Genomic DNA, 25,748 nt, shown 5'->3' with positions numbered 1-25,748 from the left:
CACGGCATGTATGCCGCCTCGAAAAAACATTCCATATTGACAATATCCAAGTGGAAGCGACGTCACGGTCCCTCGTTCTTGACGATGCCGCGCACATTCGTCAGCGCCAGGCAAACGTTCAGCACGATCAAGGCCCAGGCTTCGTCTTGCCAGCCCCAGCACACCCACAGCACGTTGCTGAACAGGAAAACCCAGAACCCGGCAAGGCGCCGCGCGGCCATGCGCGAGCCCACCAGCCAGGCCGCCAGCAGCGAAGCGGCCATGGCGGGCCATTGCAACAGTTCGATAATGTCCGACATGGCGCCTCCTGTGCATCGTTCAGTTGGCAATATTGTCTGTTGTTTTATCAGCGCACGCCTGCCCATCCCGCCCCACTTCCCCGTAAATCCTCAGTCGGCTTGATGTCGATTAAGCCAGCTTATTAAAACAGCCATACGATGAGCGTGCTTGCTTCTTTTATTCATCCATTGTTTGTCTTTTCTCAACTGAAAGGTATTTCAAATGAAACCTGCTATGCGGAAAATCAAGTCAATACGGCAACAATTGGGACAGGGCATGACGGAATACATCGTCATCGTGGCCCTGATCGCCGTCGCCGCCATCGGCGTATATCAATTGTTCGGCGCCACCATACGCAACCAGACGGCCGGCATCGCCATGGAGGTGTCGGGCAAGAACGGCACAGCCGCCATCGCCAAGGCCGGCGGGGCCGCCACCAAGGCCGAGACCGCCGCCAAGGACACGGCGAAGAACAGCCTGTCCACGTACGGCGACCAGGCCACCACCGGCAAGCAGGACTAGGCTGCCGCCGCCAGCGAGCCCCCGAGCCAATGAGCGCCTCATCCACATCATCATGACACCGCTACAGGCAGTCCGCCTGCCCCCCTTCGCGCAACGCCGCCAGCAAGGCCAGGCGCTCATCTATGGCATCGTCGTTCTCATGGGCGGCCTGGCCGCCCTGCTCTTCGTTTTCAATACGGGCCAGCTCACGGCGGAAAAAACCAAGCTCGTCAATACGGCCGACGCCGTCGCCTACAGCGCCGCTGTCATGCAGGCGCGCGCCCTCAATTTCGACGCCTACACCAACCGCGCGCTGATGGCCAACGAGGTCATGATCGCGCAAGCCGTCAGCATCGCCGCGTGGTCCGCCCATGTCGTCAAACATACGGAAAACGTCACGCCCCTCAACTGCCGCAGCTATTACTCCGTGCCGGCGGCGCTGCTGCTGATCGATTACATCCCCGTCTGCTACCTGCTCAGCTTGCCTACCGCCAGGAATACCGCGCAAGCCGTCGACCAGGTGGCGCAGCAAGCAGCGCAGGCCAGCGTGCTGGCCTCCGAAGCGGCCAAGGCCGTCCTGCAGGGCGCGCAGGCGAACATGGCGGCCACCATCCTGCCTGCCCGTAAAACGCTGATGCAGCAGGTGGCCGACGCCAACTATGCGGGCGACGGCAGCGTACATGTCGACAGCATGCCCATCACCGATACGTTCACGCAGTTCGAGGGAAGCAGCTTCATCCGCGCGTATGCGGGCGCCGAACGGGGCCGCTTCAAGCAGGCGGCGCTCGCGGCCGCCCAGCGCGATGCCTTCGTCCGGCAGCGCTCCTGGACCTCGGCCAATCACCTGCCTTGCCTGTTGGGCAACAAGGCGGAGTTCCGCCGGCGCGGCGGTACGGAGCTCGTCGACTTCGACGAGTGGAAAGCCATGGACACGGCGTCGCTGCACCACTGGTCCTGGCATACGCACGGCCTGTTTCGCCTGCCCACCTGCGACGACGATGAAATGCCGCTCGGCTACGGCACGCAGGCGGCGGCCCACGGCACGCCCGACGACAGCGGCGCCGCTTACGGCCAGTCGCGCCCTGGCAATCCCCGCGCCAGCGCCCTGGCCAGCAGCAGCGACTGGCATTACAGCGGTTTGCCCACCTTTTACGACATCGCCGTGCCGGCCCTGGCCTACGCGTCGACGGACCCGCAGCCGCGCCTGACCTTCGCCATCCGCCTGACGCGGGCGAAAGACCAGCTCAGGACATCCGATGGCAGCTCCGGCATCAAGCCGGGCGGCCGCCTGGCCCTCATCGACGGCAAGCCGTCCCACGACGTACTGGCGGCAGTGTCCTCCGCGCAAGTGTATTTCGAACGGCCAAGCGGGCGCGACGATGGCATGACGGAATTGGCCAGCCTGTTCAACCCTTATTGGCAAGTGCGCCTCGTGCCGACCTCGGCGGCCGATCTGGCGGCCGCCACAGCAATGGGAGGCGCGCGATGAAGCCGTTTGGCCTGTCCTTGTTGCTCCTGCTTTGCATCCTGCTGCCGGCCAGGGCCAGCACGCAGGCCGAAGATGCCGTGCGTCAAATGCCCATGGTCCACGAAGCGCTGGCGGCGCGCGACGCCACCGTCAAGGTGCACCTGGTCAGCGCGCGCGGCTACCTGAACGGCAAGCCCGGCGACGCGGCCGGCCTGGCCCGCCTGCACGCGGAAGTACAGGCTTGCGTCCAGCGCAACAGCGAACGGGGCATCGCCTCGAAGCCGCCACACGCCTGGCCCGAACATGTCATCAGCATGCGTCTGGACACCTATGCTGCCGTCAACCGCAGCATCGTGTACGCCGCCGGCCTGTCCTATGCCATCGATCCGCGCGATTGCAGTCTGATGGAAGCGCGTACCAGCAAGGCCAGCCTGTCATCGAGCCTGGGGACCTGCGAAGTCGATTTGCTGGCAAAGACGGCGCACGGTCATTGCGATGCCACGGGGCAGGCGCGCGCCGCGCCGCCGCGCCGCCAGCCGCCGATGACGGCGGCGCAAAAGGCCGACATCGTGCGCCTGGCGGCCGGCAGCCCGGCCATGGCCGCATTCGCTGCCGCCATGCAAGCGCACCCGCAGGCGGACATGGGCGAACGCAAGGTCATCCTCGGCCTGGAATGCGAGGTCCGGCCCAATCCGCTCGACCCGGAAGGCAAGAACTGCGTGTCGCGCGGCGGCTCCTTTTCCTCGCTGGACGCCATCGGCGAAGCAGGCATGTCCGGCATGACCTTGGAAATGAGCTCGTCCAACGGCATCGAGCTGCGCGCCACGCAGGCCATGCTCGACACCCTGGTGCCGAACGCCGTTTTCGCGCCCTACCTCGAGGGCGGCTTTCGCATCACGCGCCCGGAGAACCGGCCATGAAACGGCACAGCTTTCGCCCCAGGCACGACCGCGGGCAGGCGCTGACGGAGTTTCTCGTGCTCGCCGCCGCCCTGTTGCCGCTGTACCTGCTGCTGCCCCTGATCGCCAAATACCAGGACATCGCCACGCAGGCCGGCATGGCCAGCCGCTACGTCACCTTCGAGGCGATCACGCACAACGATGCGCAGAGTGCCTGGAAGCCGCCGGCAGCCCTGGCCGGCGAAGTGCGCCGGCGCTTTTTCAGCAATGCGGACGCCCCCATCAAGACGGGCGATACGGCCGGTAATTTTCTCGCGCACCAGAACCTGTTCTGGCGCGGGCCTGCCGGCATCGCCCTGATCGCGGACTTCGACAGCGACGTGGCCGTCAGTTTTGGCCCCGGCAACGCGGCCAGCCATGCCGGCGCTTTCACGCCCGCCAGCGACGGCGCACCTTTCAACGGCTTGCCGGGCACCTCCGCAGGCCTGCACACCGCCGACGAACTGGGCTTGCCAAGCCGCGGCATTTACCGGGGCAACGTCAGCGTGCGCCTGGCCAGGTTGCCGTCAGGCATCGTCGCCTATCAGCCGTTTGACAGCCTCGAGCTGGCCATCCACCGCCATACGAGCGTCGCCATCGATGGCTGGGCAGCCGGGGGACCGGCCCAGGTGCAGTCCCGTCTCGACAGCAAGCTGCTGGTTCCCGCCACGGCGCTGCGCGATGCGGCGGGCGTGGTCAATGCCAGCGTGACCCTGGTGGAAATGGGGCACATCCAAGGTCCGAAGCTGGGGCAGCTCGACTTCTGGCGCGATGTCGTGCCGCCCGACCGACTCAGGTAGGCATTGCGCCATCCAGCTTATCCGCATCAGGGGAGATTGCAGAAATGACAGCAAAACAATATCTTCGGCGTCTATCAGGCGCGGCACTGGCGCTGTTGCTGCCCTGCGGTGCCGCTGTGTCGGCGCCGACAGCCTGGCCCGTGATCGCTGTTCCCGCCGGCATTGAAACCTTTGCCACGGGTGGCGAGATGCGCGTCAATGGCCTGCCGCTGCACATGCGCGGCGTGCTGTCGGCCAGGACGCCGGTCCAGGTGGCGGCGCTGTTCCGCGCCAGCCTGGGACAACCGCTGGCGGAACACACGCGGGACGGTACGCTGGTGCTGGGACGGGCGCTGGGCGAATTTTACGCCACGGTGCAGCTGCAGCCAGCGGGAAGCGGTACGCGCGGCCTGCTTGCCGTCAGCCACCTGGGCGCCGCGCCGGGGCCGCACGATAGCGCCACGGACAGGCTGCTGTCGCGCTTTCCTGCCGGCTCGCGCTTGCTGACGCAAACGCGTTCGGTGGATGGCCCGCGCCGCGCCGAGTTGCTCACTGTCAGCAACGCCATGGGCGTCGAGAGCAATGTCCGTCACTTGCGGCGCGCCCTCGAAGCGCAAGGCTACACGCTCGAGCGTGCGGACTCGGCTGCCAGTGCGCCCGGCGGCGCCACCTCGCTGTTTTTCAAGACCTCCGCCAGTGAAGCGCTCGCGGTGATTTACCGCGACAGCCAGGGCCACACGGCCATCGCCCTGAACACCATCACGCGCCTGGAGTCCGCCAGATGAGGCCCCGCTTCCGCCGCCGGCCGCAAGAGGGCCAATCCAGCGTCGAGTACGCCATCGTCTGCGCCGCGCTGGCCATCGCCCTGGGCGTGGGCATGAGCGGCGAGACCAGCGTGCTCAGGCAACTGCTGGCCGCCTTCAAGTCCGTGTACCAGGACTTCAGCTACGCCATTTCCCTGCCCGGCTGAGCATCATGAAAATTTCCTTTCCCCCGTTTTCGAAGATCAACAAGACCTGGGTGGTACTGGGCGCCGCACTCGCCATCGGCCTGCTCGCCGCCGTCGCCACGCGCAGCTTCCTCAGCTCCCGGGTGGCCGAAATCGAGGCGCGCAATGTGCATCAGACGCTCAGCGTCGTCGTCGCCAAGACGGATCTGGCGCAAAACACGATCTTGTCGAACGACAACGCGGCCGTGCGCAAGATTCCCGTCGAATATGCCCACTCGGGCGCCGTGCAGCCGGGCGATTTCGAGCGCATCGCCGGCAACGCCATCGCGTTTCCCGTCAAGGCGGGCGAAATGATCATGTGGAGCCAGATGGCGGGCAAGCGCGTGCCCACCTTTTCCGCGCGCCTGGCGGCGGGGCGGCGCGCCATCACGGTGGTGGTCGATGAAATCAATTCGATCTCCGGCATGCTGGAACCAGGCGACCTGATCGACCTGATGCTGACCATCGACCAGAACGGCAGGAAGGTCGTGCTGCCGCTGTTGCAAAGCATGCAAGTCATGGCCACGGGCCAGCGCTCGGTGGATGACGCGAAAAACGGCGAGGCCGCGCAATTTGCCACCGTCACCCTCGACACCACGCCCGCGCAAGCGCGTAACCTCATCATCGCGCGCGAAAGCGGCAAGCTGACGGCCTTGCTGCGCAATCCGGCGGACAAGGCCGCGCCTGGCCAGCAAGACTATGACCTGTCGTTGCTGTTCGACACCCGGCCGGATAGCCTTCCCCTGCCGCAGCGGCGCGGCATCCCCGTGCTGTATGGCGGCAGCGGCATGCCGGCGCCGCCCGACGCCCTGCGCCTGCAGGGGCATCGCAGCGGTACCGATCCGCCAGTGGCGATGCCGCCAGCGCCAGTGGCCGCCCCACCGCCCATTCCGCTCATCAACGCTGCCGCCGCGCCGCCCTGAGGCGTACCGGCGACAGCCTGCCTTGCGCCAGCGCGCAAGCCACCGCACGCCCTTTGTATGGACACAGTCCCATGAAACGCTACTTCCTCACCCTGCTGTCAGCCCTTTGCGTAACGCTCGTGCTGGGCGCGAGCCTGGCGGCACCGGCCTGCGCCCGCGCCCAAACGGCGTCCCAGGGCGTGATCGAAGGCAAGGCGCCGCTCGCAGCCAGGGCCGGCAGCATGCCAAAGACCGCCAATACCAGCAGCGCGGCAGCGCGCTACCAGCCCATCGCCAAACAGGACGATGCCGAATCGGAGCCCGAACTGGAGCTGTACCTGGGCGAATCACGCGTCTTCCCCACGCCGGGCGTGGCGCGCATTGCCGTGGGCAATGGCCAGGTCATCACCGCCAACGCGCTCGACGACAGGGATGTCATCATTTTCGCCAACGGCGCCGGCAACTCCTCGTTGTTCGTCTGGCACCAGGATGGCCGCTACCAGCGCGTAAAAGTCACGGTGCTGCCGCTCGACATGCGCCGCTATGCGCGCGATATCGCCAGCTTTTTGTCGGCCATCCCGAAAGCGAAGGCCAGCGTGGTGGGCGACAAGGTCGTCGTCGAAGGCGATGAATTGTCCGACGCGGACCGCGACAAGGTGGCGGAACTGGCCAGGCGCTATCCGCAAATCGTCAATTTCACCAGCCCCATCGGCTGGGAACAGATGGTCATGATGGACGTCAAGGTGGTCGAGTTCCCCCGCACGGAACTGCGCGAGCTGGGCCTGAAATGGAGCGCCACGGGCGGCGCGGCCATCGGCGGCATCTGGGCGCCGTCCAGCCGCGGCGATGCGGGCCGCTATGCGATCAACGTGCGCACGGGCGAGGCCAATGCGCCGCCGATCACCGTGCCGAATGGCGGCAACGGCGGTTTCGTGCCCCTGCCCTCGAACCTCACCATCCTCAGCGCCATCAACCTGGGGCTGAACGCGCAGTTACTTGCACTACAACAAAACGGCACTGCCAGCATCCTTGCCGAGCCCCAATTGTCGACGCGCAGCGGCTACAAGGCCAGCTTCCTGGCCGGCGGCGAGATTCCGTATTCCGTCGCCTCCGTCAACGGCGTGACGGTACAGTTCAAGCCCTACGGCATCAAGCTCGACATCGAACCCAAGGTGGGCAGCAATGGCGTCATCCGCGCCGTCATCGAGTCGGAAGTCAGTTCCATCGACGCCTCGCTGTCCACCAGCAGCGGCCCGGCCCTGCTGACGCGGCGCACGCGTACGGAGTTCAATGTGCGGCAGGGCGAAACCATCGTCCTTGCCGGACTGCTGCAACGCAATAGCAGCAGCGACGTCGACAAAGTGCCCCTGCTGGGCGACATCCCCATCCTGGGCACTCTGTTCCGCTCGAAGCGCTACCAGAACAAGGAAACGGAGCTGGTGGTATTCGTCACGCCCAGCATCGTCGACAGCCGCAGCGCCGGCCTGGCGGACCGGGTACGCAGCGCCACGCAACGGCTGGAGCAGCAGCTGGGCCAGCCGCCCCACCTCAGCGACGCCTTGCAGCCCGGCGCGGATGCGGCCCGCTTCAACCAGGCGCCGCCGTCCGTGCCGGCGCAATGAAGGCCATCATGTTCCAGGTCGACATCCTCCACCCCGACGGCAGCGCCAGGCAAATGAGCGTGCCCGACGATTGCATGGTCGGCAGCAAGACCAGCAACGACATCTGGCTCGACAGCTGGCGCATCGGCAAGGAACACGCGCGCCTGCTCAGGACGCCTTCCGGCGTTTTGCTGGAAGACATGGGCTCTTATGCGGGCACCAGCGTCAACGGCGTGCGCATCCGCAGCCAGCATGGCCCGCTGGCGCCGGGCGACGTGATCGCCATCGGCCCCTACAAGCTGCAGGTGCAGGAACTGGCCGGCACGGCACGGCCCGTGCAGGCGGCCGCTTTCCACTCGCGCTCGAGCAGCGCCGCCACGCGCAACCAGCGCGCCACGGCGGAAATCCACGCCTCGCGCCTGGCGGCGGAAAAAATGCAGCAGCACATGCAGCGGCAAGCGGGCGACGGCGCCGCGCCGGAAGAGGACTTTGCCATCATCCTGGCGCCGCAGGCACGCCAGCAGCTGGAATTCGAATGGCGTCAGCGCCTGCATGCGATCTTGCTCGAAACCATGGATTTGCGCCGCCACGACGTATCGAAAATGAGCGATGAGCAATTGCGCGCGGAAGCGCGGCGCTACATCCACGACATCATGCGGGCGCAGCGGGCCGAGATCCCCGAGGAACTCGACTATGAACTGCTGGCCAGGCAAGTGCTCGACGAAGCCGTGGGCCTGGGACCGCTGGAGGAATTGCTCGACGATGCAGGCGTCACGGAAATCATGGTCAACCAGTTCGACCGGATTTATATCGAGCGCGACGGCAAGCTGGAAAGGCATCCGCTGACGTTTACCAGCGAACGGGCCGTGCTGGGCGTCATCGAGCGTATCGTCGCGCCGCTGGGCAGGCGCATCGATGAATCCTCTCCCATGGTCGACGCGCGCCTGAAGGATGGCTCGCGCGTCAATGCCATCATCGCGCCCCTGGCATTGAAAGGCCCGGCATTGACGATCCGCAAGTTCGCCAGATACAAGATGACGGCGGACAATCTCGTGCAATTGGGCGCCCTCAGCGCCGACATGGCCGCTTTCCTGCAAGTGTGCGTGGCGGCGCGCAAGAATATCGTCGTCTCGGGCGGCACCGGTTCCGGCAAGACGACCTTGCTCAACATCCTGTCCAACTTCATTCCCGCGGGCGAGCGCATCATCACGGTGGAAGACGCGGCCGAGCTGCAACTGCACCATGAACACTGGGTCAGCCTGGAGGCGCGCCCCGCCAATGTCGAGGGCAAGGGCGCCGTTTCCATCCGCGAACTGGTGCGCAACACCCTGCGCATGCGCCCCGACCGCATCGTCGTCGGCGAATGCCGGGGCGGCGAGGCGCTCGACATGCTGCAGGCGATGAACACGGGCCACGACGGTTCGCTGACCACCCTGCACGCCAACAGCCCGCGCGACGCCCTGGCGCGCCTGGAAACCATGGTCTTGATGGCCGGTATGGAATTGCCCCTGTCCGCCATCCGCGACCAGGTCGCCTCCGCCATCCACCTGATCGTGCAGCAGACGCGCTTTGCCTGCGGAACGCGCCTGGTCAGCAGCATCACGGAAATCACGGGCATGGAAAGCGGCAAGTTCCAGATGCAGGAACTGTTCCGTTTCGTCCACCTCGGCTACGGCGGCGCTGGCGAAAGCCAAGGCGAAGGCGAAGGCGCTACCGTACGCGGCTATTTCAGCGGCTGCGACCTGCTGCCGGGCTTTTACGAGGCCTTGCGCAGCCAGGGCCAGCCGCTCGACACGACGATCTTCCGCCAGCGGGAGGCGACATGAACAGCGCCATGAACGCCGCCCACATGCTGCTGTTCATCACCGCCATCGCCGCCCTGGCGGCGGCCATCCTCGCCTGGCTGGTGATCGATATCGGTATCGCCACCATGCTGCGCTACCGCGCCCACTTCACGGAACGCACGCGTTTCCAGGTGCGCGAATTCTTCCTGTTCGTCGATCCCGCGCGCATCTTCCTGGCCCACGCGGCCACCATAACCCTGGGCGCCATCATCGCCGGGCTGGCCAGCGGCAGCATGCTGGTGGCCGCCCTGGCCTTCCTCGGCCTGGCCCTGCTGCCGCGCGCCGTGTATGCCTGGCTGCGCCGGCGGCGCCTGCGCAAGTTCGAAGAGCAGTTGCCGGACGCGCTGATGATGCTGGCCGGTGCCCTGCGCGCGGGCCTGAGCCTGAACCTGGCGATGTCGCAGCTGGTCCTCGAGGCGCAGGCGCCGCTGGGCCAGGAATTTACCCTGCTGCTGCGCGAGCAGCGCCTGGGCGTGACCCTGGAGCAAAGCTTGAACGGCCTGGTGCGGCGCATTCCCACCCAGACCACGATCCTCGTGGTGTCGGCCATGCGCATCGCCACGGAAACGGGCGGCGGGCTGGCGGAAATGCTCGAACGCACGGCCAGCACGGTGCGCAACCGATTGCACATCGAAGGCAAGATCCGCGCGCTGACGTCGCAGGGCAAGTTGCAGGCGTGGATAGTCGGCCTCTTGCCCGTCACCCTGATGCTCGTGCTCGACCACATGGAGCCGCAGGCGATGGACCAGCTGTGGCACACGCGCATGGGCTGGGGGGCGCTGGCCGTCATCGCCACCCTGGAAGTGCTGGGCATCCACGTCATCCGGCGCATCGTCGCCATCGATGTCTAGGCGCCGCCATGTCTCCCACCCGCATCGAACTCACCATCACTGCCCTGGCCATGCTGTCCGGCCTGGCCATGGCACTGCTGGCGACTTTGCTGGCCAGGACGGTGGCCGCCATCCCGGCCGAGGACCGCAGCTACAAGGACGCGCCGCCCCTCGCCTTCCGCCTGCTGTGGTGGCCCATCCACTGGGGCGGCCATGCGCTGCGCCCTTTCATTGCCAGGGCGCCCACGGCCTCGCTGCCCGTGCGCTTGCGCAAGGCGGGCCTGGACTACAGTCTCAGCCCCTCGCAATTCGTCGCGGCGCGGCTGCTGTGCGCGCTGATCGTCGCCGCCTTTTCGTGCTGGGTGCTCGATTCGCTGGGCCAGGGCAGCCGCAGCGGCGTCGGCGCCGCCCGCTACTGGCAGGCAGGGCTTGCCGGCGCCGGATCCGGCTGGTGCTACCCGGGTATCTGGCTGCGCGACCGCATGGCGCTGCGCAGGAGCGCGCTGAACAAGTCCCTGCCCTTTTACCTCGACCTCATCACCCTGTGCGTGGAGGCGGGACTCAATCTGCAGGGCGCGCTGCAACAGGCGGCGCTGAAAGGGCCGAAAGGCGCGCTGTGCGACGAAATCAAGCGCGTGCTGCGCGATGTGCGTAGCGGCAAGGCGCGTGCCGACGCGCTGCGCGCCATGAGCGAACGGGTGCAGGAACCGGCCGTGACCAATTTCGTCACGGCGCTGATCCAGGCTGAACGCATGGGCATGAACCTGGGACCCGTGCTGCGGGCACAAGCGGATCAGCGGCGCTCCGAGCGCTTTCTGCGCGCCGAAAAACTGGCCATGGAAGCGCCCGTCAAGCTGCTGTTTCCCCTCATCGCCTTCATCTTTCCCTGCACCTTCATCGTCCTGTTCTTTCCCATCGTCGTGCAATTCATGCAGTCGGGCCTATAAGGAGCCGCCATGCCGACACGCCATTCCAGCATCCTGCACACGGCCAGCGGTGCGCACGCGCTGGACCTGCGCCTGGCGGACAGCTTTCTCACGCGCCTGCGCGGCCTGATGCTGGCCGCCCCGCTGCATGGTGCGCAAGGCTTGCTGATCACGCACTGCACCAGCGTGCATGCGGCCTGCATGCGCTATCCCATCGACGTGGTCTACCTGGACCGCCACGGCGTCGTCACCCGCTGCGCCGCCGGCCTGCGCCCGTGGCGCGCCAGCTTCGGCGGCCTCGGCTGGCGTGCGCCGCGCACGGCGCACACGCTGGAACTGGCCGCCGGCGCCATCGCGGCCCTGCGTATTCGCCCTGGCGACCGCCTGCAGCATCCACGGCTGAAGCCACCGCCCGCAACGGTGGCCGGCAAGCGGGACAAGACCCAGCGCGGCTCGGCGATGATCGAATTCACCGTGGTCGGCCCCATCATCACCCTGCTCGGGCTGTCGATCCTGCAATACGGCATGTTGTTTTTTGCCAGGACAGAAATCAACTACGCGGCCTTCATGGCCGCGCGCGAAGGGGCCGTCGCCCATGCCAGCGTCAGCAGCGCCTACGCGGCGTACACGCGCGCGCTGATCCCCCTGTACGGCGGCGGCCAGACGCCAGCCCAGCTCGCCGCTTCGCTGGCCAAAGCGAACGCAGACCTCGGCGCCAACGGCACCGGTAACGCCAGCATCGAGCTGCTCAACCCGACCCGGCAAAGTTTTGATGACTGGAACGACGTGCACAGGCAAATCGCGCTGCATACGGGCAACCGCCGCGTCATCCCGTACAGCGGCCAGAGCCTGAAGGAGCAGAAAGTGGGCGCCACTTCCGGCCAAACCATCCAGGACGCCAACCTCATCAAGCTGCGCATCACGCATGGCTACCTGCCAAAAGTTCCCCTGGTCAAGAACCTGTATGCCACCTACCTGAAATGGCTGGACCCGCACACGGACGCCTTTCATACCAAACTGCTGGCCAGCGGCCGCATACCCGTGGTCACGCACGTCACCGTACACATGCAGTCCGACGCCATCGAGGGCAACAGCCCCGTTTCCACGCCGGGGCCGGGCAACGGCGGAGCGCCCGTCAACCCCGGCAACCCGCCCGTCACAGACCTGCCGCCGCCCGCGTGCGACAACCTCAGTTGCACCGATCCGCCCGTGACGCCGCCCCCTTGCAACCCGTTCACGGACCCGCGGCATTGCGTGCCGGAACCGTGCTCCATCGTCTGCTGCGAACCGAGCTGAGGTAAACCATGTTGCCATCTCTATATATTCATCGTCTGCGTCCCCGCAGTATCAGCCTGCCGGCCTGGTTCTTGTTATCCTGCATGCTATCTTTTACCTTGCCCGCGCGCGCCTGCGGCCCCGAACCGGGCGGCCCCCCGTCCCCCTGCAGCGGCGCCGTCGCCGGCGTGGGCGGCAGCGGCGGTCCCGATGCGGGCGCGGGCAATCCCATCAACGTCATCACCGGCAATAAATACCAGCGCGAGGAAGACTTGCCCGCCCTGCCCGGCGTGCTGGGAGTGGAAATCGTACGTCACTACAACAGCGCCTACAGCAAGCCAGGCAGCCCCAACGGTCCCATGGGACGCGAATGGAAACTGTCGTATGAAACCGAACTGATCGACAAGGATGGCCGCATCCAGATACTGCAGGCCGACGGCGCCCGCGTCATCTTTGACCGCGATCGACGGCATCCGGACCTGTGCAGCACGGCGCTGCCGGCCCACGGCCGCCTGACGCTGGCGCCCCAGGCCAACGGCGCCAGCGACTACACCTGGACCCTGCCCGACGGGCGCCGCCTGCATTTCAATACCTTGGGCAAGCTCGACAGCATCACGGCCGCCACGGGCGAAATGCTCAGGCTGCTGTATGACGACAAACATCTGCTGGTGCAAGTGACCGACCCGCAAGGCCGCAGCCTGCACCTGCGCTACCTGGCGCCCACCTCGGCAGGCGCCAGGGCCGGCACGCAATTTCGCGGCGTGCAACACATCGACAGCCCCGTGGGACGCTTTTCCTACGACTACGGCGGCGCGCCGCCACCGGGAGCACTGTCCTTCGAGCGGCGCATCCTGCTGGCCAACCTGCTGCGCGTGCACTTGCCGGCGGGCGACAAGGCGCAGCCCGCTGTCAGCCGCCGCTACCACCACGAAGACCCGCGCCTGCCCTGGCTGCTGACGGGCATCAGCATCGAAACCGGCAGCGCCGGCGGCCCGCCCGTGGCCACGCGCTACGCCACCTTCGGCTACGACAGCAACGGCCGCGCCAACCTCAGCACGCATGCCGGCAATGTCGGCAAGGTCACGCTCGATACCAGCGAGGGGGGAAAAACCGTGCTCACCAACAGCCTGGGCCAGCGCACCGTCTACCGCCACGCCATCGTCGGGGGCCAGCAGCGCCTGCTGGAAGTACGCGGCGCCGGCTGCGCCAGCTGCGGCGAAAGCAATGTGCGCTACGCCTACGACAAGCTGGGGCAACTGCTGGAAACGACCCGCCTGGACGACAAGGGCGAGCCCGTCAGTGCCAACTGGCGCGAACTGGATCCGCTGGGCCGCACCGTCCGCGCCGGCAGCGTGACATACCAGCACGGCAAGCGGGGCGCCGCGCAATGGCGGCTACGCCTGGAATACGCGGGCGACGATCCCGCGCCCACGCTGATCGCCCGCCCCAGCGTCGTGCCGGGCAAGGAGCGGCAAACGCGCATCGATTACAACGCCATGGGCCAGGTCCTGCGCGTGACGCAGACGGGATGGGTGCCAGGCCACGACGGCCAGCAGGCAACGACCGCCATCGCGCGCACCACCAGTTACCAGTACGCCATCATCGCCGGCCACAGCCTGCTGACCCGTATCGACGGCCCCCTGCCCAACGGCAAGACGGGCACGCCGTCGGACTCCGACGTCACCGTGTTTGAATATGGCCAGCCGGCGGACAAGAGCGACGCGGGCAAGCTGGCGCGGTATGACGAACATGGAACAAACGACGTCCCCCTGACCGCCATCATCGCGCCTGGCAATCTCAAGCGCGCGTTCACCTATGACGGCGCCGGCCGCATCGCCACCATCTCCGATGCGCTCGGTCAGATCACGCAGTACGCCTACACGCCGCGCGGCCAGTTAATGCGCCAGACGCGCGACGGCGCGACGTATGCGGCGCGTTACGACGGCCTGGGTAATCCGTTCGAAATCGCATACAGCGACCAGGCAGGCCAGCAGTCGCTTGCCCGCCTGGGGTACGACGCCGCCGGCCGCCGCATCTGGAACGCCTCACACCTGGGCATCGTGACGCGCCATCGCTACGACACGGAAAACCGCCTGCTCGACACCACCACGCAATCGAGTACCATCAAGCAAACCCTTGGCTACCGCTACGACCCGTTGGGCCATCTGCTGGCCATGACCGATGCGAATGGCGCGCGCTCGACGATCAGGTGGAACGCACGCGGCCTGCCTGATACGGTGGCCGATGCGCTGGGGCGCGTCACGCGTTTGCGCCATGACGCCATGGGCAATATCGTCGGCGTGACGCAGTGGGCGAACACGCCGGAGGCATTGGGACAAAACACGGAAACCCGCTTCGAACGCGATATCGACGGCCAGCCCACGGCCGTGACAGCGCCAAGCGGCGCCACTACCCGCTATCTGCGCGATGATTTCGGCCAGGTCATCGCCACCATCAGCCCCGACAGCGGCATGACACGCCGGCAATTCGACGCCGCCGGCAGGCTGATAGCGGGCACCGACGCCATGGGTAACCAGGCCAGCTATGCCTACGATGGCGCCGGGCGCATCGTGCGCCAGGTCATCACCGATGTCGGCGCTCCGGCCGGCCAGCGCCAGACCGTCACCACGTGGCGCTACGCGGGCGCACACTTGGTCGCCATCGATCACCCGCTACAATCCGAGCGCTACAGCCATGACGCGCATGGGCGCCTGTCCGTCAAGACCGTCATCATCACGCTCCACGGCGGCAGGCAGGCCAGCTATCACACCCGTTACCGCTACGACAGCCTGGGGCAGCTGAGCGGCATCAGCTTGCCGGACGGCAGCCTGCTCGAATACCGGCGCAACGGCCAGCAGCAAGTAGTCGCGCTTGAGCGCCAGCTCGTCCACAGTCCCTGGCTGCGCTGGCTGCTGCCAGGGACAAGCATCGTCAAGGACCTGGAGCGCGACGTGATGGGACTCAAGCGCTACACCTATGGCAACGGCATCGAGGCCCTTTACCAGCGCAGCAAGGAAGGGGCGCTGGCGCGCATCGTCTACCGCAACGCGCGGGGGGACCAATCCGGGCAGCAAGCCGTCTTGGCGTTGCAAGCCGTGCTGGGCATCGGCCAGGCCGTGGCCGCGCCGGAATCCGCGCTGCCAGCCGAAAATGCGCAGCACGCCGCTCAGGCTGGCGCGTTGGGCCTGCCACCCGATCTGGCCGCCCTGCTCGATCACCGCTACCTGTGGGACGTGCAGGGCAACTTGCTGTATACGAAGGACAGGGACGCTGCCAGCAGCTACGCCTACGATGCCCACGACCGCCTGATTGCAGCGGCAACGGCCTCCCTGGCCCCGTCAACGGCGGCAAGCTTCGACCGCTACCACTACGACAGCGGCGGCAACCGCCTTATCAGCCAGGAAGAGATCGCCAGCCAGGATGAACTGCGGCGCAACACCGTCCGCGCCAGCGATACGAAAGACGCCCGCTACGACGCGGCCGGCCAGCCGCAGCGCATCGGCCAGCGCCGCTATGCATGGGATGCGCTGGGCCGGCTGCTGGCAGTGCATCAGGGCCTGGACCTGCTGGCGCGCTACCGCTACAACCATCGCGGGCTGCGCATGGCCAAGGAAGTGCGCGGGATGCGTACTTATTATCTGTACGACGACGACAGAAAGCTGCTGGCGGAAGTCGATGCCGACGGCAAGGTCAGCCGGCAATACATCTATCTTGCCGGCCAGCCGCTGGCGCTGATCGACACGGCGGCCGACGCCGCCGCCGAATTACGGGAACAGCGTGGGCCGCTGGCGCAAGCCATGGCCGACATCTCGGCCATCTGGCAAGCCTGGTTCAGTCACGGCGAGAGCATCGCCTTCCTGCACAACAACCATCTGGGGGCGCCCGAGCTGGCTACCGACGCCCATGGCAAGCCCGTGTGGCAAGCCGCATATGCGCCATTTGGCAAGTTAAGAAAAACAAACACCCAGTACGCCTTCCAGCTCAAGCTGCGCCTGCCGGGCCAGTATGCCGACCAGGAAACGGGCTTGTACTACAACGACCAGCGCTATTACGACCCGGCCCAGGGCCGTTACCTGACGCCCGACCCGCTGGGCCTGCGCGCCGGCGCCAACAGCTATGCCTATGTCGCGGGCAATCCGCTCAAGTATGTCGATCCGAACGGGCTGATCCTGTTTGCGTTTGATGGCACGGGCAATAGCGAACATCCGAAGCCGGACAGTTCGATTTCCAATGTGCTGAAGTTCTACGAGGTCTATGACCAGATCAAAAATGGAAAGGCTTTTTATATCACCGGCATCGGCACCACCAACCCGGATATGCCCTACGCCGGCAGCGCCATTACGGGCGAAGGCTTCGACCAGCGCGTGAGCCTGGGGCTTACCTTTCTCAACGACTACATCAAAGAAAGCGCGAACACTGGTCTCCTGGATATTGACGTGGTGGGTTTTAGCCGAGGTGCAGCAGAGGCACGCTTTTTTCTCAATGTCGTTGCCGACAACCTTAAGAAAAATAACGGCGCCTATGTCATCGATGGCAAGAGCCGCTGCCTGAATCTGCGCTTTGAAGGCCTGTGGGATACCGTGCCGCATCTCGGCATACTCCATGAAGATGAAAAACAATACTTCTTTTCAGTACCGGCCGCCGTCAAATACGCGGTGCACGCCGTGGCGCTGAACGAACACCGGGGCGGAGGGGATGACTTCGATCTGCGCTCCATCATGGACAGACCCGGCCAGACCAGTTCGGCGAACCGCCTCGAAAAGGCGTTCATTGGCAGCCATTCCGACATCGGCGGCGGCTTCGGCACCGGCGACCTGTCCGATGTGGCGCTGATGTGGATGGTTGAACAGGCGAAGGGACAGGGAATCGCCATAAGCGAAAAAAAACTAGAAAAAAATGGATGGGACATTATCACTAATCCCATCTTGCATGACCGGAGCGGCAACAGGTTCAACAGCGACGACATTACCGTCACCAGATACGTCGGCTATGAAAACGGCAAGGAAGTATCGCAGACGGACGCGGTCTTCGATGGCAAGCGAACCTCGGACACCAACGATTTCATCAATTTTTTTCCCGATGCTTACAAGTGCGGCACGATGGCCAATCCCGATATCGGGCTGGTGGACATGAACAAATACAAGCTCTGGCTGGCCAGTTATGGCTTAAGCATCACCACCGGCCCCATCGTCAACGCTTCCTGTAAGGCACCATCATGAAAACATATCTGCTCCAGGCAGTTTGCTTCCTGGCGGCCATCGCCCTCTGCACTGCCTGTGCCGCACCACACTCGCAGCAAGGCCCCGGCATGATCGTGACCTTCAGCAACGGCATCAAAGGAAAAGAGGTCGACGTGCTGCGTGCGCGAACGGCGAACGGCGTATTTTTTCCGACCCCTGGCTCCCTGGGACCCGACAAGAATCCCATGACTGGCGGCAAGACCATGGGTGCCGCGCCGGATGGCCGCGAACTGCCGCATTGGGTGGAGTTCGAATGGCAGGTATGGCCCTATCCCTACCCGGACAGGCCTTCTGATCCTGTAGCGCGGCAAGTCTGGAGTGACGGCGTGCATGCCATGTCCCGCTCGCTGCCCATCCAGACGGCCCGCGTCGCCGTCCAGTCACGCGTGCCGCAAGACGTCATCGACGAAGTACTGGCGTCGAACAGGCAAAGAGCGCCGCGGGCGCTGCCGGACAAGATGCTGTGGGTGTATTTCATCTGGTACGAGACGGGCATCAAACTCCGCTGGAAACTGAAAAGCAGCTGCTGTGGCTTGTTGCGCGAAGGCGGCGACGAGCTTGCGCCATGACCAAAACCCCAGGCAACCAGCACCGGCCGGCGCGCCCGCCGTGGCCGTCCCCCCCCCACCTTCAACGCTTCCTGCAAGGCGCCATCATGAAAACATATCTGCTCCAGGCAATTTGCTTCCTGGCGGCCATCGCCCTCTGCACTGCCTGCTCTGTAACACGGTCGCAGGACGGCCCCGGCATGATCGTGACCTTCAGCAACGGCATCAAAGGCAAGAAGGTCGACGTGCTGCGCGCACGAACGGCGAACAGCGTATTTTTTCCGACCCCTGGTTCACTAGGTCCCGCCAAGAACCCCATGAAAGATGGCGGCGCCACCATGGGCGCCGCGCCGGACGGCCGCGAGCTGCCGCAATGGGTGGAGTTCGAATGGAAGGTATGGCCCTATCCCTACCCGGACATGCCTGCCGAGCCGGTAGCACTGCAGGCATGGAGTGACGGCGTGCACGCCATGTCCCGCTCACTGCCCATCCAGACGGCCCGTGTCGCCGTCCGGTCGCGCGTGCCGCAAGACGTCATCGACGAAGTGCTGGTATCAAACAGGCAAAGAGCGCCCAACGCGCTGTCGGACAAGGATCTCTGGGTGTATTTCATCTGGTACGACACGGGCATCAAGTTTCGCTGGAGGCTGCTGCAAGGCTGTTGCAAGATGCTGCGCGAAGGCGGCGACGAGCTTGCGCCATGACCAAAGCCCCAGGCAACCAGCACCGGCCGGCGCGCCCGCCGTGGCCGTCACCCCCACCTTCAACGCTTCCTGCAAGGCGCCATCATGAAAACATATCTGCTCCAGGCAATTTGCTTCCTGGCGGCCATCGCCCTCTGCACTGCCTGTGCCGCACCACACTCGCAGCAAGGCCCCGGCATGATCGTAACGTTCAGCAACGGCATCAAAGGCAAGAAGGTCGACGTGCTGCGTGCGCGAACCGCGAACAGCATATTTTTTCCGACCCCTGGCTCCCTGGGACCCGACAAGAATCCCATGACTGGCGGCAAGACCATGGGTGCCGCGCCCGATGGCCGCGCACTGCCGCAATGGGTGGAGTTCGAATGGAAGGAATGGCCCTATCCCTACCCGGACATGCCTGCCGAGCCGGTAGCACTGCAGGCATGGAGCGACGGCGTGCATGCCATGTCCCGCGCGCTGCCCATCCAGACAGCCCGCGTCGCCGTCCGGTCGCGCGTGCCGCAAGACGTCATTGACGAAGTGCTGGCGTCAAATAGGCAAAGAGCGCCCAACGCGCTGTCGGACAAGGATCTCTGGGTGTATTTCATCTGGTACGACACGGGCATCAAGTTTCGCTGGAGGCTGCTGCAAGGCTGTTGCAAGATGCTGCGCGAAGGCGGCGACGAGCTTGCGCCATGATCAAAGCGCCAGGCAACCAGCACCGGCCGGCGCGCCCGCCGTGGCCGTCCCCCCCCACCTTCAACACTTCCTGCAAGGCGCCATCATGCAAAAATATCTGCTTCAGACGATCTGCTTCCTGGCGGCCATCGCCCTCTGCACTGCCTGTGCCGCACCACACTCGCAGCAAGGCCCCGGCATGATCGTAACCTTCAGCAACGGCATCCAAGGCAAAAAAGTCTACGTTATACGTGCGAGAACGGCGAACAGCACGTTTTTTCCGACCCCCGGCTCCCTTGGTCCCGACAAGAATCCGATGACAGGCGGCAAAACCATGGGCGCCGCTCCCGATGGCCGCGCACTGCCGCAATGGGTGGAGTTCGAATGGACCGAATGGCCCTATCCAGCACCGCCTCCACCAACAGAGCCAAGCGCCCTACAGGCATGGAACGACCGTGTGGACTTGCTGACCCGGACTTTGCCGCACAAACGTGCCCGCGTCGCCGTCCAGTCACGCGTGCCGCAAGACGTCATCGACGAAGTACTGGCATCGAACAGGCAAAGAGCGCCCAACGCGCTGTCGGACAAAGATCTCTGGGTGTATTTCATCTGGTACGACACGGGCATCAAGTTTCGCTGGAGGCTGCTGCAAGGCTGTTGCAAGATGCTGCGCGAAGGCGGCGACGAGCTTGCGCCATGACCAAAGCGCCAGGCCCCACAGAGCGACCAAAAACATCAGGCCTGTTCCTTGGACTGGCAGCAGGATCTTGCCGAGTGCCGCCAAGCCCGCCAGCGCAGGCATGAGCACTAAAGTGGCACGCAGGCTACGCTCCATTAGCCAGCCGGCCAGCAGCGTGCCAACGAAGTTGGCGACACCAAAACCCAGGAGCATCAGAGACAAACCGTTTACATCTATATGGACAACGCTTTCAAGAGCGGGGCGAATATAGGTGAACAATGCATATTGCCCGGTATGGGCCAGTACGCAGCCCAACATCCCGATCCCGATCCCCGGGCGACGGAGCAATCGCAGCACCGATGTGGTGCGCGTCATCGTGCGCGGCGCCATACGGGGCGGCGTGAACAATTGAAACAAAAGTGTTAGCCCTCCGACAGCCGCGGCTGCTATAAATGCACTGCGCCAGCCATATATGCCCCCTAAGTAACTGCCCAGCGGTACGGAAACGACCGTCCCGATGGCGATGCCGCTGAATAATCAGAACGGCTAAAATGAGCAAGCAAAATCAAATTTTTCCATTGTCTAATCTCGTCAGTGAACTATTGACAAGTACTGAAGCATCAGCGGGCAAGACTGAACTTTCATTAAAAATATTAAAAAGATATGTCCATTTTCGATCTCGTCCTCAATATCTCTCCCTCCTTCCATCGCCAATGTTCAATTCGGATTGAAGGTGAGGCCACGGGACTGGCCACATTTGAAGCCCTTCAGACAGGCCTTCTTCCGCGCATTACATATAGTTTGCCAGTCGAAAGTGAACAAATGGCGACACTCCATAGAAGTTCTTCCGCCATGTTAATGGAGTGGGATGAACAGTGGAATCAGCTTGGCTTGGATGGAATTAGCATTAACGGAGTTTTCGGTTCCTCGAGTTCGAAGCCTCAGTTGTTTTCGTTGTGGAGTCCGAAAGAAGGGTGCGCTGCACACACGATGCTGGCTGCTGTGTTTGAATGTTTGCCCTTTGACCGTTGCAGCGGGCCTGCTGGCGAACTGCTCGAGATTGTGCGGAGCTATTTAGACCTGCAGCCGCCCGTCAGCATCATCAACTATAAGCCGACGCATCTTCGGCTTGCACCGTGGGTGCATGCAAATGACGCGTGCGAGGTCGAAAGCCATTTGCGGATGCTTGCCGATGACGGTGACTTGATAGTTGATGCGTCCGGTATGGAGCGATTTTGCGGAGCGCTAACGCAGCTACTGCCTGTTGAGCATCTGCTGAAAAGACGTGGGGAAGTACGTTGGATAGTCCGCAGCGAGTTTTCAAATGCTCTCATACAGGCTGGTGTTGCACAGTCTATGATTGAAATTGTTCCAGCCCTTCCGATTTCGCGCAAGGGTGAACCGATAGTGCTCGGCGGTATTTTTGTGGGTTCTTCAGAATTGATTTCTTTTGCCAAAGCCGGAGAAAGGATGCAATTGGTTCGCAGTTTTAGAAAAGAATACTCACTGACGATCGAGCAAGCCTCTAAGGCTGCAGCGGAGCTAATGGAAATTGTCGCATGCCATCCAATGCATTGAAGGAAACAAAAGCACGTTTTTCTTCGCTCAATTTCCAGTGATGAATCGGCGCCAGTAGCTTAGACGCTCCTGAGACATAGTTCTTGAAAGATGAAAAACCGATGGATCGTGTTTGGCATGGGCGTCCTGCCAGGCACCTGGTGTGCGATCTCGTAGCTGCCCGCTCCAACGACGAGATCGGGTCTGGCCTATCTATTCAGCTCTGCAATGATGCATTTAAGTTAAAGTGTTGCGTTGATCGATTGAACCCGCAGCCAAAAGCAGCCTTTGTCAGTGATGGATTTGCTCAGTTCCCTTCTGCCTGAATCGCGACCATGAAGAATCAATACCGTGTAACAAAATATGACCCCTCGCTGAGAGATGCGACAGGCGGATACACAGGCTGCGATTGGACTTCGCGATCTGATATCGGACGGGTATTTGACGGTGGGATGCTGTCTGAGGCGGTGTATCTGAATGTTGAAAATAGCTACCTGTCCGCTATGAAAAGTTTCCTGGATGAGGCAGGTATCGAGTCATTGGCGTTGACGGCATTGGAATGTCGCGACGCCCCCGCAGATGGCTTTCTGCACCGGGGGAACCTATCTATTGCTCAAAGCCTCGATTTCGCGCGTCTTGTCCTTCGCGAAGAGGCCTGGGGAAAACTCGTCGTGCCAGGCAAGGCGTATGTCCATTTTGGCTACGACTACTACATGTACATCGGAGTACCCTCGAAATGCGAGCGGTCGATTGCGATCGCACGCGATCTAGGTCTATTTGTCGAACGAATTCGCTCGCCTCATCTTCGTCAACAGCCATTCAGATAAGTTACCCGACTTCGGATGAGGCAAACGAGTCAGTGCAGTGGTTTAATGTACCCGTCAGTCAAAAAGTAATCGAGTGGGATGGTCCCGCGTCAGGCATAAGCCGACACCAAAGAGCACCAAAGCACCTCTCAGCCCGCCTAAATGCGGGCTGTTTTCGTTTTCAGCCTGGCACTGTCTGGCAAGTTTTCGCACCACCAAGCCCCCCTCCCGCTACTATGAACTGCCCGGAGCAATCAGCTGCATCCGCCCGCATGGTCGTTGCCACCGTGCGCGGCGATGAACATGGCGACTGCGGACCGGCAATAGGATTCGATTTCGTTGTCGTCCTCCGCTATCGCTTCATTGAAGCGTGCGATGATCAGCAGATCGGAACCTTTTAACAGCGCGGCAAACAAGCGGGCGGACCGGCGAGGATCGGGCACATGCAGAACCTCCTTCGCGTGCAACTGACGCAACAGGGCCTCGATTTGGGCGATGACATGGGCGGGGCCTGCTTCGTATTGGAGCTTGCTTAGCGACTGTTGATTCGTCTTGTCGGCCATGATCATGGCTTCGATACGACGGACGTCCGGGTTCAAGAACGTGCGAAGCAGGGATGAGCCCACCGCCATGAGCTGATCCTCGGCCGAACCGTCTACGCCTTCAAACAGGGCCTGCGGTGCAAACTGATGGCAGCGGGCCGCGATGGCAGCACTAAACAGCGCCTCCTTGTTCTCGAAGTGCCGATAGATGCTTAGCTTGGATATCTTCGCCCGCTGGGCGACCTTGTCCATTGTCGTCGCTTGAAAACCCAATTCCACAAAAAGCTCGCACGCCGCGTCGGCGATCGTTTGGCCAAGCGCCTCGTTGGTTGGCCGGCCGCGCCGGCCCTGATTTTTTTCAGTCATAAAAATTCCAGTACTTGACAGTATCCAATTCTTTAATTAGGATACCACATAGTATCCAAAAGGTGCAAACCCAATGGACAGGTTATTGCGCGCCAAGCCCTACCCAGCCCTCACCCACACACGGAGTCCATCACCATGAATGACGTCATCATTATCGGCGGCAGCTTTGCTGGCCTCGCCGCCGCCCTGCAGCTCGGCCGTGCCCGCCGCAAGGTCACGGTCCTCGACAGTTGCCGGCCGCGCAACCGCTTTGCCGGCCATTCGCATGGTCTGCTCGGCCACGATCACAAGCCGCCGCTGGACATCCTGGTCGAGGCGCGGCAGCAGCTGGCGCGCTATCCAACGATCAGGCTGGTCACTGCCCGTGCCGAATGCATCTCCGGTACGATCGACGATTTCTGCGTCGTCACTGACGATAACGAAAGCCTAAGGACACGTCGCCTGATCCTGAGCTATGGCGTCGTCGATCAAATGCCTGATATCCCGGGCTTCGCCGAAGGCTGGGGCACGTCCATTGTGCCCTGCCCCTATTGTGACGGTTTTGAAGTCGCCGGCCAGCATTGGGGCCTTGTCTGGTCTGGTCCGCAGTCGCACAATTATGTCAGGCTGTACGGCGATTGGACCGAGACGCTGACGGTCTTCGCCGATGGGCACGACATTCCACCCGATATCCGGGCCGATCTGGCGCGCCGCAACATACCTGTCGTCGATGGCCGAATCATGGAAATCACCCGACACGGAGGCGAAAATGCCACTGTCAAGCTCGATACCGCCACCAATGTCGCGGTCGACATCCTGTTCGCGCATCCGCGCAACAAGCCGTCCGCAAGCCTGCATGAATCACTGGGCCTCGCTACAGTCAATACGCCACTGGGCATCGCCATCAAGGTCGACGAGCGCCGCGAAACCAGCATACCCGGCATCTACGCCGCCGGCGATCTTGCAAACCCAGCCATGGCCTCGGTCACCACGGCAATATCGCAGGGCGCAACGGCGGGTATCTCCGCTCAGCAGTCGATGCTGGTTTGAGGGCACAGATTTGTGATGAGCATGGCCATCGAACCCGACAGCGCCGGTGTACGCATCCCTCCGCCCGTCATCTATCCGGGAGCGCTGCTGTCGGGGTTGGCGGCGGAGCAGATCGAACGCACGGCCGCGCTCGCAATTCCTCACCCACTCACGTTCATGAGATCCTCTCCGCGCAGGTCGAGGACCGCCATCGGTTCGCCGCACGGCACGCAATGGATCGTCCCCCGACGTCGACCACTTCCTACACATCGAGGCCCCCGAGGCGATCGCGGAATGGATCGCGGCGTGGGGCCGACTCGTGTCATTCCCCCCTGCCTCGACAAAAGGGGTCTAGTCAAGAACAAATCAGAACAAGGAGATAGCATGACAGAGCAAAATGCCTATCAGGTCGCCGACTGGAATGATCAAAGCGGAGAGCGCTGGGTCGCAAACCAGGCCCGGCTTGATGCCATGGTGGCGGTGTTCGGCCAAGCCGCGATCGAAGCCGCCGCGCCCGCGACGGGCGAGCGCGTGCTGGACGTCGGCTGCGGCGCAGGCGCGTCGAGTCTGGCTCTGGCCGCCCGCGTCGGCGCGCAGGGGCAAGTGCTGGGCGTGGACATATCCGAATCGCTGATCGGCCGCGCACGCACGCTTACGCCACAACATACGCCGGCCCAGTTCCTGGTAGCCGACGCCAGCAGTGCCGAGTTGCCGGAAGGCGCGTTCGACATCCTGTTCTCGCGCTTCGGGGTGATGTTCTTCGGCGATCCAACAGGGGCGTTCGCCCATATGCGACGCGCGCTGCGGCCGGGCGGGCGGGTCGCTTTCGTCTGCTGGCGCGGCGCGGCCGAGAACGAATGGATGCGCCTGCCGATGGGCGCGATACAGGGCATCGTCGCGCTGACCGCGCCGCCCGATCCCGAAGCGCCCGGCCCGTTTTCGTTCGGCGAGCGGGATCGGGTGACGCGCATCCTGACGGCAGCCGGTTTCACCGATATCGCTATCGCGCCCTTCGATGCTTCCGTCCCGTTCGGCGAGGGCGGAACGCGGGACGCTGCGATCGACGACGCGGTGAAGATGGCGCTCGAGGTCGGCCCGCTGTCGCGCGTACTCGCCGCTCAGGCCGATGATATCCGTGCCCGCGCGGCAGTCGCCGTCCGTACCGCCTTCGCGGGCCGCCCCGGCGAGCGCTCGGTGATGATCGACGGCGCGGCATGGATCGTCACGGCGCGCAATCCGGCAAGTTGACACGGATTAACACGGGGGACGCCCGCCGCTTGGTGGAACGGGGCGCCTTGGGCCGGGCAGAT

23 protein-coding genes and 1 pseudogene are annotated in these 25,748 nt (G+C 63.7%); 21 read left to right on the top strand and 3 right to left on the bottom strand.

All coding sequences use genetic code 11. The annotated features are described in order from the left end of the window. Positions 1-62: 62 nt before the first annotated feature. A complete protein-coding gene (locus OX462_RS12430) occupies positions 63-299 on the bottom strand; it encodes a hypothetical protein (protein ID WP_070218524.1) in 237 nt (78 codons plus the stop codon). 256 nt (positions 300-555) lie between these two features. Between OX462_RS12430 and OX462_RS12425 the strand changes: the two genes are divergently transcribed. From OX462_RS12425 to OX462_RS12345, 17 genes are all read left to right on the top strand, one after another. Further along, positions 556-801: a Flp family type IVb pilin gene (locus OX462_RS12425; RefSeq protein WP_070218525.1), complete on the top strand. Its 246-nt coding sequence runs from the start codon at positions 556-558 to the stop codon at positions 799-801. 52 nt (positions 802-853) lie between these two features. Further along, positions 854-2,269, top strand: coding sequence for a pilus assembly protein TadG-related protein (locus OX462_RS12420; RefSeq protein WP_409028553.1), 1,416 nt, complete (start codon positions 854-856; stop codon positions 2,267-2,269). Beyond that, the gene (locus tag OX462_RS12415; protein WP_409028552.1) at positions 2,266-3,168 is read left to right on the top strand and encodes a hypothetical protein; all 903 of its coding nucleotides are present in this window, start codon (positions 2,266-2,268) and stop codon (positions 3,166-3,168) included. Before OX462_RS12420 ends, OX462_RS12415 begins: the two co-directional genes overlap by 4 nt. Then, positions 3,165-3,986 carry a hypothetical protein gene (locus tag OX462_RS12410; protein WP_409028551.1) on the top strand — a complete coding sequence of 274 codons (822 nt, stop codon included), beginning with the start codon at positions 3,165-3,167 and terminating at the stop codon, positions 3,984-3,986. Before OX462_RS12415 ends, OX462_RS12410 begins: the two co-directional genes overlap by 4 nt. A 116-nt stretch (positions 3,987-4,102) precedes the next feature. Further along, positions 4,103-4,750: a hypothetical protein gene (locus tag OX462_RS12405; protein ID WP_409028550.1), complete on the top strand. Its 648-nt coding sequence runs from the start codon at positions 4,103-4,105 to the stop codon at positions 4,748-4,750. Next, on the top strand, positions 4,747-4,935 hold the full coding sequence (locus tag OX462_RS12400) for a Flp family type IVb pilin (protein WP_070291499.1): 189 nt from the start codon (positions 4,747-4,749) through the stop codon (positions 4,933-4,935). Before OX462_RS12405 ends, OX462_RS12400 begins: the two co-directional genes overlap by 4 nt. Positions 4,936-4,940: 5 nt before the next feature. Continuing rightward, a complete protein-coding gene (cpaB, locus tag OX462_RS12395; RefSeq protein WP_409028549.1) occupies positions 4,941-5,876 on the top strand; it encodes a Flp pilus assembly protein CpaB in 936 nt (311 codons plus the stop codon). A gap of 71 nt (positions 5,877-5,947) precedes the next feature. Then, positions 5,948-7,477 carry a type II and III secretion system protein family protein gene (locus OX462_RS12390; protein WP_409028548.1) on the top strand — a complete coding sequence of 510 codons (1,530 nt, stop codon included), beginning with the start codon at positions 5,948-5,950 and terminating at the stop codon, positions 7,475-7,477. 8 nt (positions 7,478-7,485) lie between these two features. After that, positions 7,486-9,282 (top strand): TadA family conjugal transfer-associated ATPase, encoded by a 1,797-nt coding sequence (locus OX462_RS12385; RefSeq protein ID WP_409028745.1) that lies wholly within the window; start codon positions 7,486-7,488, stop codon positions 9,280-9,282. Further along, the gene (locus OX462_RS12380) at positions 9,279-10,151 is read left to right on the top strand and encodes a type II secretion system F family protein (RefSeq protein ID WP_409028547.1); all 873 of its coding nucleotides are present in this window, start codon (positions 9,279-9,281) and stop codon (positions 10,149-10,151) included. Before OX462_RS12385 ends, OX462_RS12380 begins: the two co-directional genes overlap by 4 nt. A gap of 8 nt (positions 10,152-10,159) precedes the next feature. Then, positions 10,160-11,077: a type II secretion system F family protein gene (locus OX462_RS12375; RefSeq protein WP_070218534.1), complete on the top strand. Its 918-nt coding sequence runs from the start codon at positions 10,160-10,162 to the stop codon at positions 11,075-11,077. A gap of 9 nt (positions 11,078-11,086) precedes the next feature. Further along, the gene (locus OX462_RS12370; protein ID WP_409028546.1) at positions 11,087-12,352 is read left to right on the top strand and encodes a DUF192 domain-containing protein; all 1,266 of its coding nucleotides are present in this window, start codon (positions 11,087-11,089) and stop codon (positions 12,350-12,352) included. Between the two features lie 83 nt (positions 12,353-12,435). Then, positions 12,436-17,550, top strand: a complete 5,115-nt coding sequence (locus tag OX462_RS12365; protein ID WP_409028545.1) for a phospholipase effector Tle1 domain-containing protein — start codon at positions 12,436-12,438, stop codon at positions 17,548-17,550. Continuing rightward, on the top strand, positions 17,547-18,140 hold the full coding sequence (locus OX462_RS12360; RefSeq protein ID WP_070218537.1) for a hypothetical protein: 594 nt from the start codon (positions 17,547-17,549) through the stop codon (positions 18,138-18,140). The genes OX462_RS12365 and OX462_RS12360 overlap by 4 nt, the downstream gene beginning before the upstream one ends. Before the next feature lie 86 nt (positions 18,141-18,226). After that, positions 18,227-18,823, top strand: coding sequence for a hypothetical protein (locus OX462_RS12355; RefSeq protein WP_409028544.1), 597 nt, complete (start codon positions 18,227-18,229; stop codon positions 18,821-18,823). A gap of 84 nt (positions 18,824-18,907) precedes the next feature. Next, positions 18,908-19,501, top strand: a complete 594-nt coding sequence (locus OX462_RS12350) for a hypothetical protein (protein WP_409028543.1) — start codon at positions 18,908-18,910, stop codon at positions 19,499-19,501. A gap of 85 nt (positions 19,502-19,586) precedes the next feature. Continuing rightward, on the top strand, positions 19,587-20,180 hold the full coding sequence (locus OX462_RS12345; protein WP_409028542.1) for a hypothetical protein: 594 nt from the start codon (positions 19,587-19,589) through the stop codon (positions 20,178-20,180). A gap of 18 nt (positions 20,181-20,198) precedes the next feature. Here the strand turns inward: OX462_RS12345 and OX462_RS12340 are convergent. Beyond that, positions 20,199-20,633, bottom strand: a pseudogene (locus OX462_RS12340) (MFS transporter); the annotation flags it as partial. A gap of 189 nt (positions 20,634-20,822) precedes the next feature. Here OX462_RS12340 and OX462_RS12335 point away from each other — a divergent pair. Both OX462_RS12335 and OX462_RS12330 read left to right on the top strand, forming a co-directional pair. After that, a complete protein-coding gene (locus OX462_RS12335; RefSeq protein WP_409028541.1) occupies positions 20,823-21,737 on the top strand; it encodes a hypothetical protein in 915 nt (304 codons plus the stop codon). Between the two features lie 314 nt (positions 21,738-22,051). Beyond that, positions 22,052-22,543, top strand: a complete 492-nt coding sequence (locus tag OX462_RS12330) for a hypothetical protein (RefSeq protein WP_070223482.1) — start codon at positions 22,052-22,054, stop codon at positions 22,541-22,543. A gap of 233 nt (positions 22,544-22,776) precedes the next feature. Here OX462_RS12330 and OX462_RS12325 read toward each other — a convergent pair whose 3' ends face one another. Next, a complete protein-coding gene (locus OX462_RS12325) occupies positions 22,777-23,430 on the bottom strand; it encodes a TetR/AcrR family transcriptional regulator (protein WP_409028540.1) in 654 nt (217 codons plus the stop codon). A 135-nt stretch (positions 23,431-23,565) separates the two neighbouring features. Between OX462_RS12325 and OX462_RS12320 the strand changes: the two genes are divergently transcribed. Then, the gene (locus OX462_RS12320; RefSeq protein WP_409028539.1) at positions 23,566-24,459 is read left to right on the top strand and encodes an NAD(P)/FAD-dependent oxidoreductase; all 894 of its coding nucleotides are present in this window, start codon (positions 23,566-23,568) and stop codon (positions 24,457-24,459) included. A gap of 363 nt (positions 24,460-24,822) precedes the next feature. Continuing rightward, on the top strand, positions 24,823-25,686 hold the full coding sequence (locus OX462_RS12315) for a class I SAM-dependent methyltransferase (protein ID WP_409028538.1): 864 nt from the start codon (positions 24,823-24,825) through the stop codon (positions 25,684-25,686). Positions 25,687-25,748 lie beyond the last annotated feature (62 nt).

Origin of the sequence: Janthinobacterium aestuarii (assembly GCF_046113285.1) — a bacterium.
GTDB lineage: Bacteria > Pseudomonadota > Gammaproteobacteria > Burkholderiales > Burkholderiaceae_D > Janthinobacterium.
Note: the sequence above shows the minus strand (reverse complement) of the source record. Positions and strands in the feature narration are given on the sequence as shown.

Bases quoted from the DNA above. Each gene is read 5' to 3' on its own strand.
- OX462_RS12425 (WP_070218525.1), top strand. From the start codon at position 556: ATGACGGAATACATCGTCATCGTGGCCCTGATCGCCGTCGCCGCCATC.
- OX462_RS12360 (WP_070218537.1), top strand. From the start codon at position 17,547: ATGAAAACATATCTGCTCCAGGCAGTTTGCTTCCTGGCGGCCATCGCC.
- cpaB (WP_409028549.1), top strand. From the start codon at position 4,941: ATGAAAATTTCCTTTCCCCCGTTTTCGAAGATCAACAAGACCTGGGTG.
- OX462_RS12335 (WP_409028541.1), top strand. From the start codon at position 20,823: ATGTCCATTTTCGATCTCGTCCTCAATATCTCTCCCTCCTTCCATCGC.
- OX462_RS12350 (WP_409028543.1), top strand. From the start codon at position 18,908: ATGAAAACATATCTGCTCCAGGCAATTTGCTTCCTGGCGGCCATCGCC.
- OX462_RS12345 (WP_409028542.1), top strand. From the start codon at position 19,587: ATGCAAAAATATCTGCTTCAGACGATCTGCTTCCTGGCGGCCATCGCC.
- OX462_RS12315 (WP_409028538.1), top strand. From the start codon at position 24,823: ATGACAGAGCAAAATGCCTATCAGGTCGCCGACTGGAATGATCAAAGC.
- OX462_RS12410 (WP_409028551.1), top strand. From the start codon at position 3,165: ATGAAACGGCACAGCTTTCGCCCCAGGCACGACCGCGGGCAGGCGCTG.
- OX462_RS12320 (WP_409028539.1), top strand. From the start codon at position 23,566: ATGAATGACGTCATCATTATCGGCGGCAGCTTTGCTGGCCTCGCCGCC.
- OX462_RS12420 (WP_409028553.1), top strand. From the start codon at position 854: ATGACACCGCTACAGGCAGTCCGCCTGCCCCCCTTCGCGCAACGCCGC.
- OX462_RS12325 (WP_409028540.1), bottom strand. From the start codon at position 23,430: ATGACTGAAAAAAATCAGGGCCGGCGCGGCCGGCCAACCAACGAGGCG.
- OX462_RS12355 (WP_409028544.1), top strand. From the start codon at position 18,227: ATGAAAACATATCTGCTCCAGGCAATTTGCTTCCTGGCGGCCATCGCC.
- OX462_RS12330 (WP_070223482.1), top strand. From the start codon at position 22,052: ATGAAGAATCAATACCGTGTAACAAAATATGACCCCTCGCTGAGAGAT.
- OX462_RS12390 (WP_409028548.1), top strand. From the start codon at position 5,948: ATGAAACGCTACTTCCTCACCCTGCTGTCAGCCCTTTGCGTAACGCTC.
- OX462_RS12380 (WP_409028547.1), top strand. From the start codon at position 9,279: ATGAACAGCGCCATGAACGCCGCCCACATGCTGCTGTTCATCACCGCC.
- OX462_RS12385 (WP_409028745.1), top strand. From the start codon at position 7,486: ATGTTCCAGGTCGACATCCTCCACCCCGACGGCAGCGCCAGGCAAATG.
- OX462_RS12365 (WP_409028545.1), top strand. From the start codon at position 12,436: ATGCTATCTTTTACCTTGCCCGCGCGCGCCTGCGGCCCCGAACCGGGC.
- OX462_RS12415 (WP_409028552.1), top strand. From the start codon at position 2,266: ATGAAGCCGTTTGGCCTGTCCTTGTTGCTCCTGCTTTGCATCCTGCTG.
- OX462_RS12400 (WP_070291499.1), top strand. From the start codon at position 4,747: ATGAGGCCCCGCTTCCGCCGCCGGCCGCAAGAGGGCCAATCCAGCGTC.
- OX462_RS12375 (WP_070218534.1), top strand. From the start codon at position 10,160: ATGTCTCCCACCCGCATCGAACTCACCATCACTGCCCTGGCCATGCTG.
- OX462_RS12370 (WP_409028546.1), top strand. From the start codon at position 11,087: ATGCCGACACGCCATTCCAGCATCCTGCACACGGCCAGCGGTGCGCAC.
- OX462_RS12430 (WP_070218524.1), bottom strand. From the start codon at position 299: ATGTCGGACATTATCGAACTGTTGCAATGGCCCGCCATGGCCGCTTCG.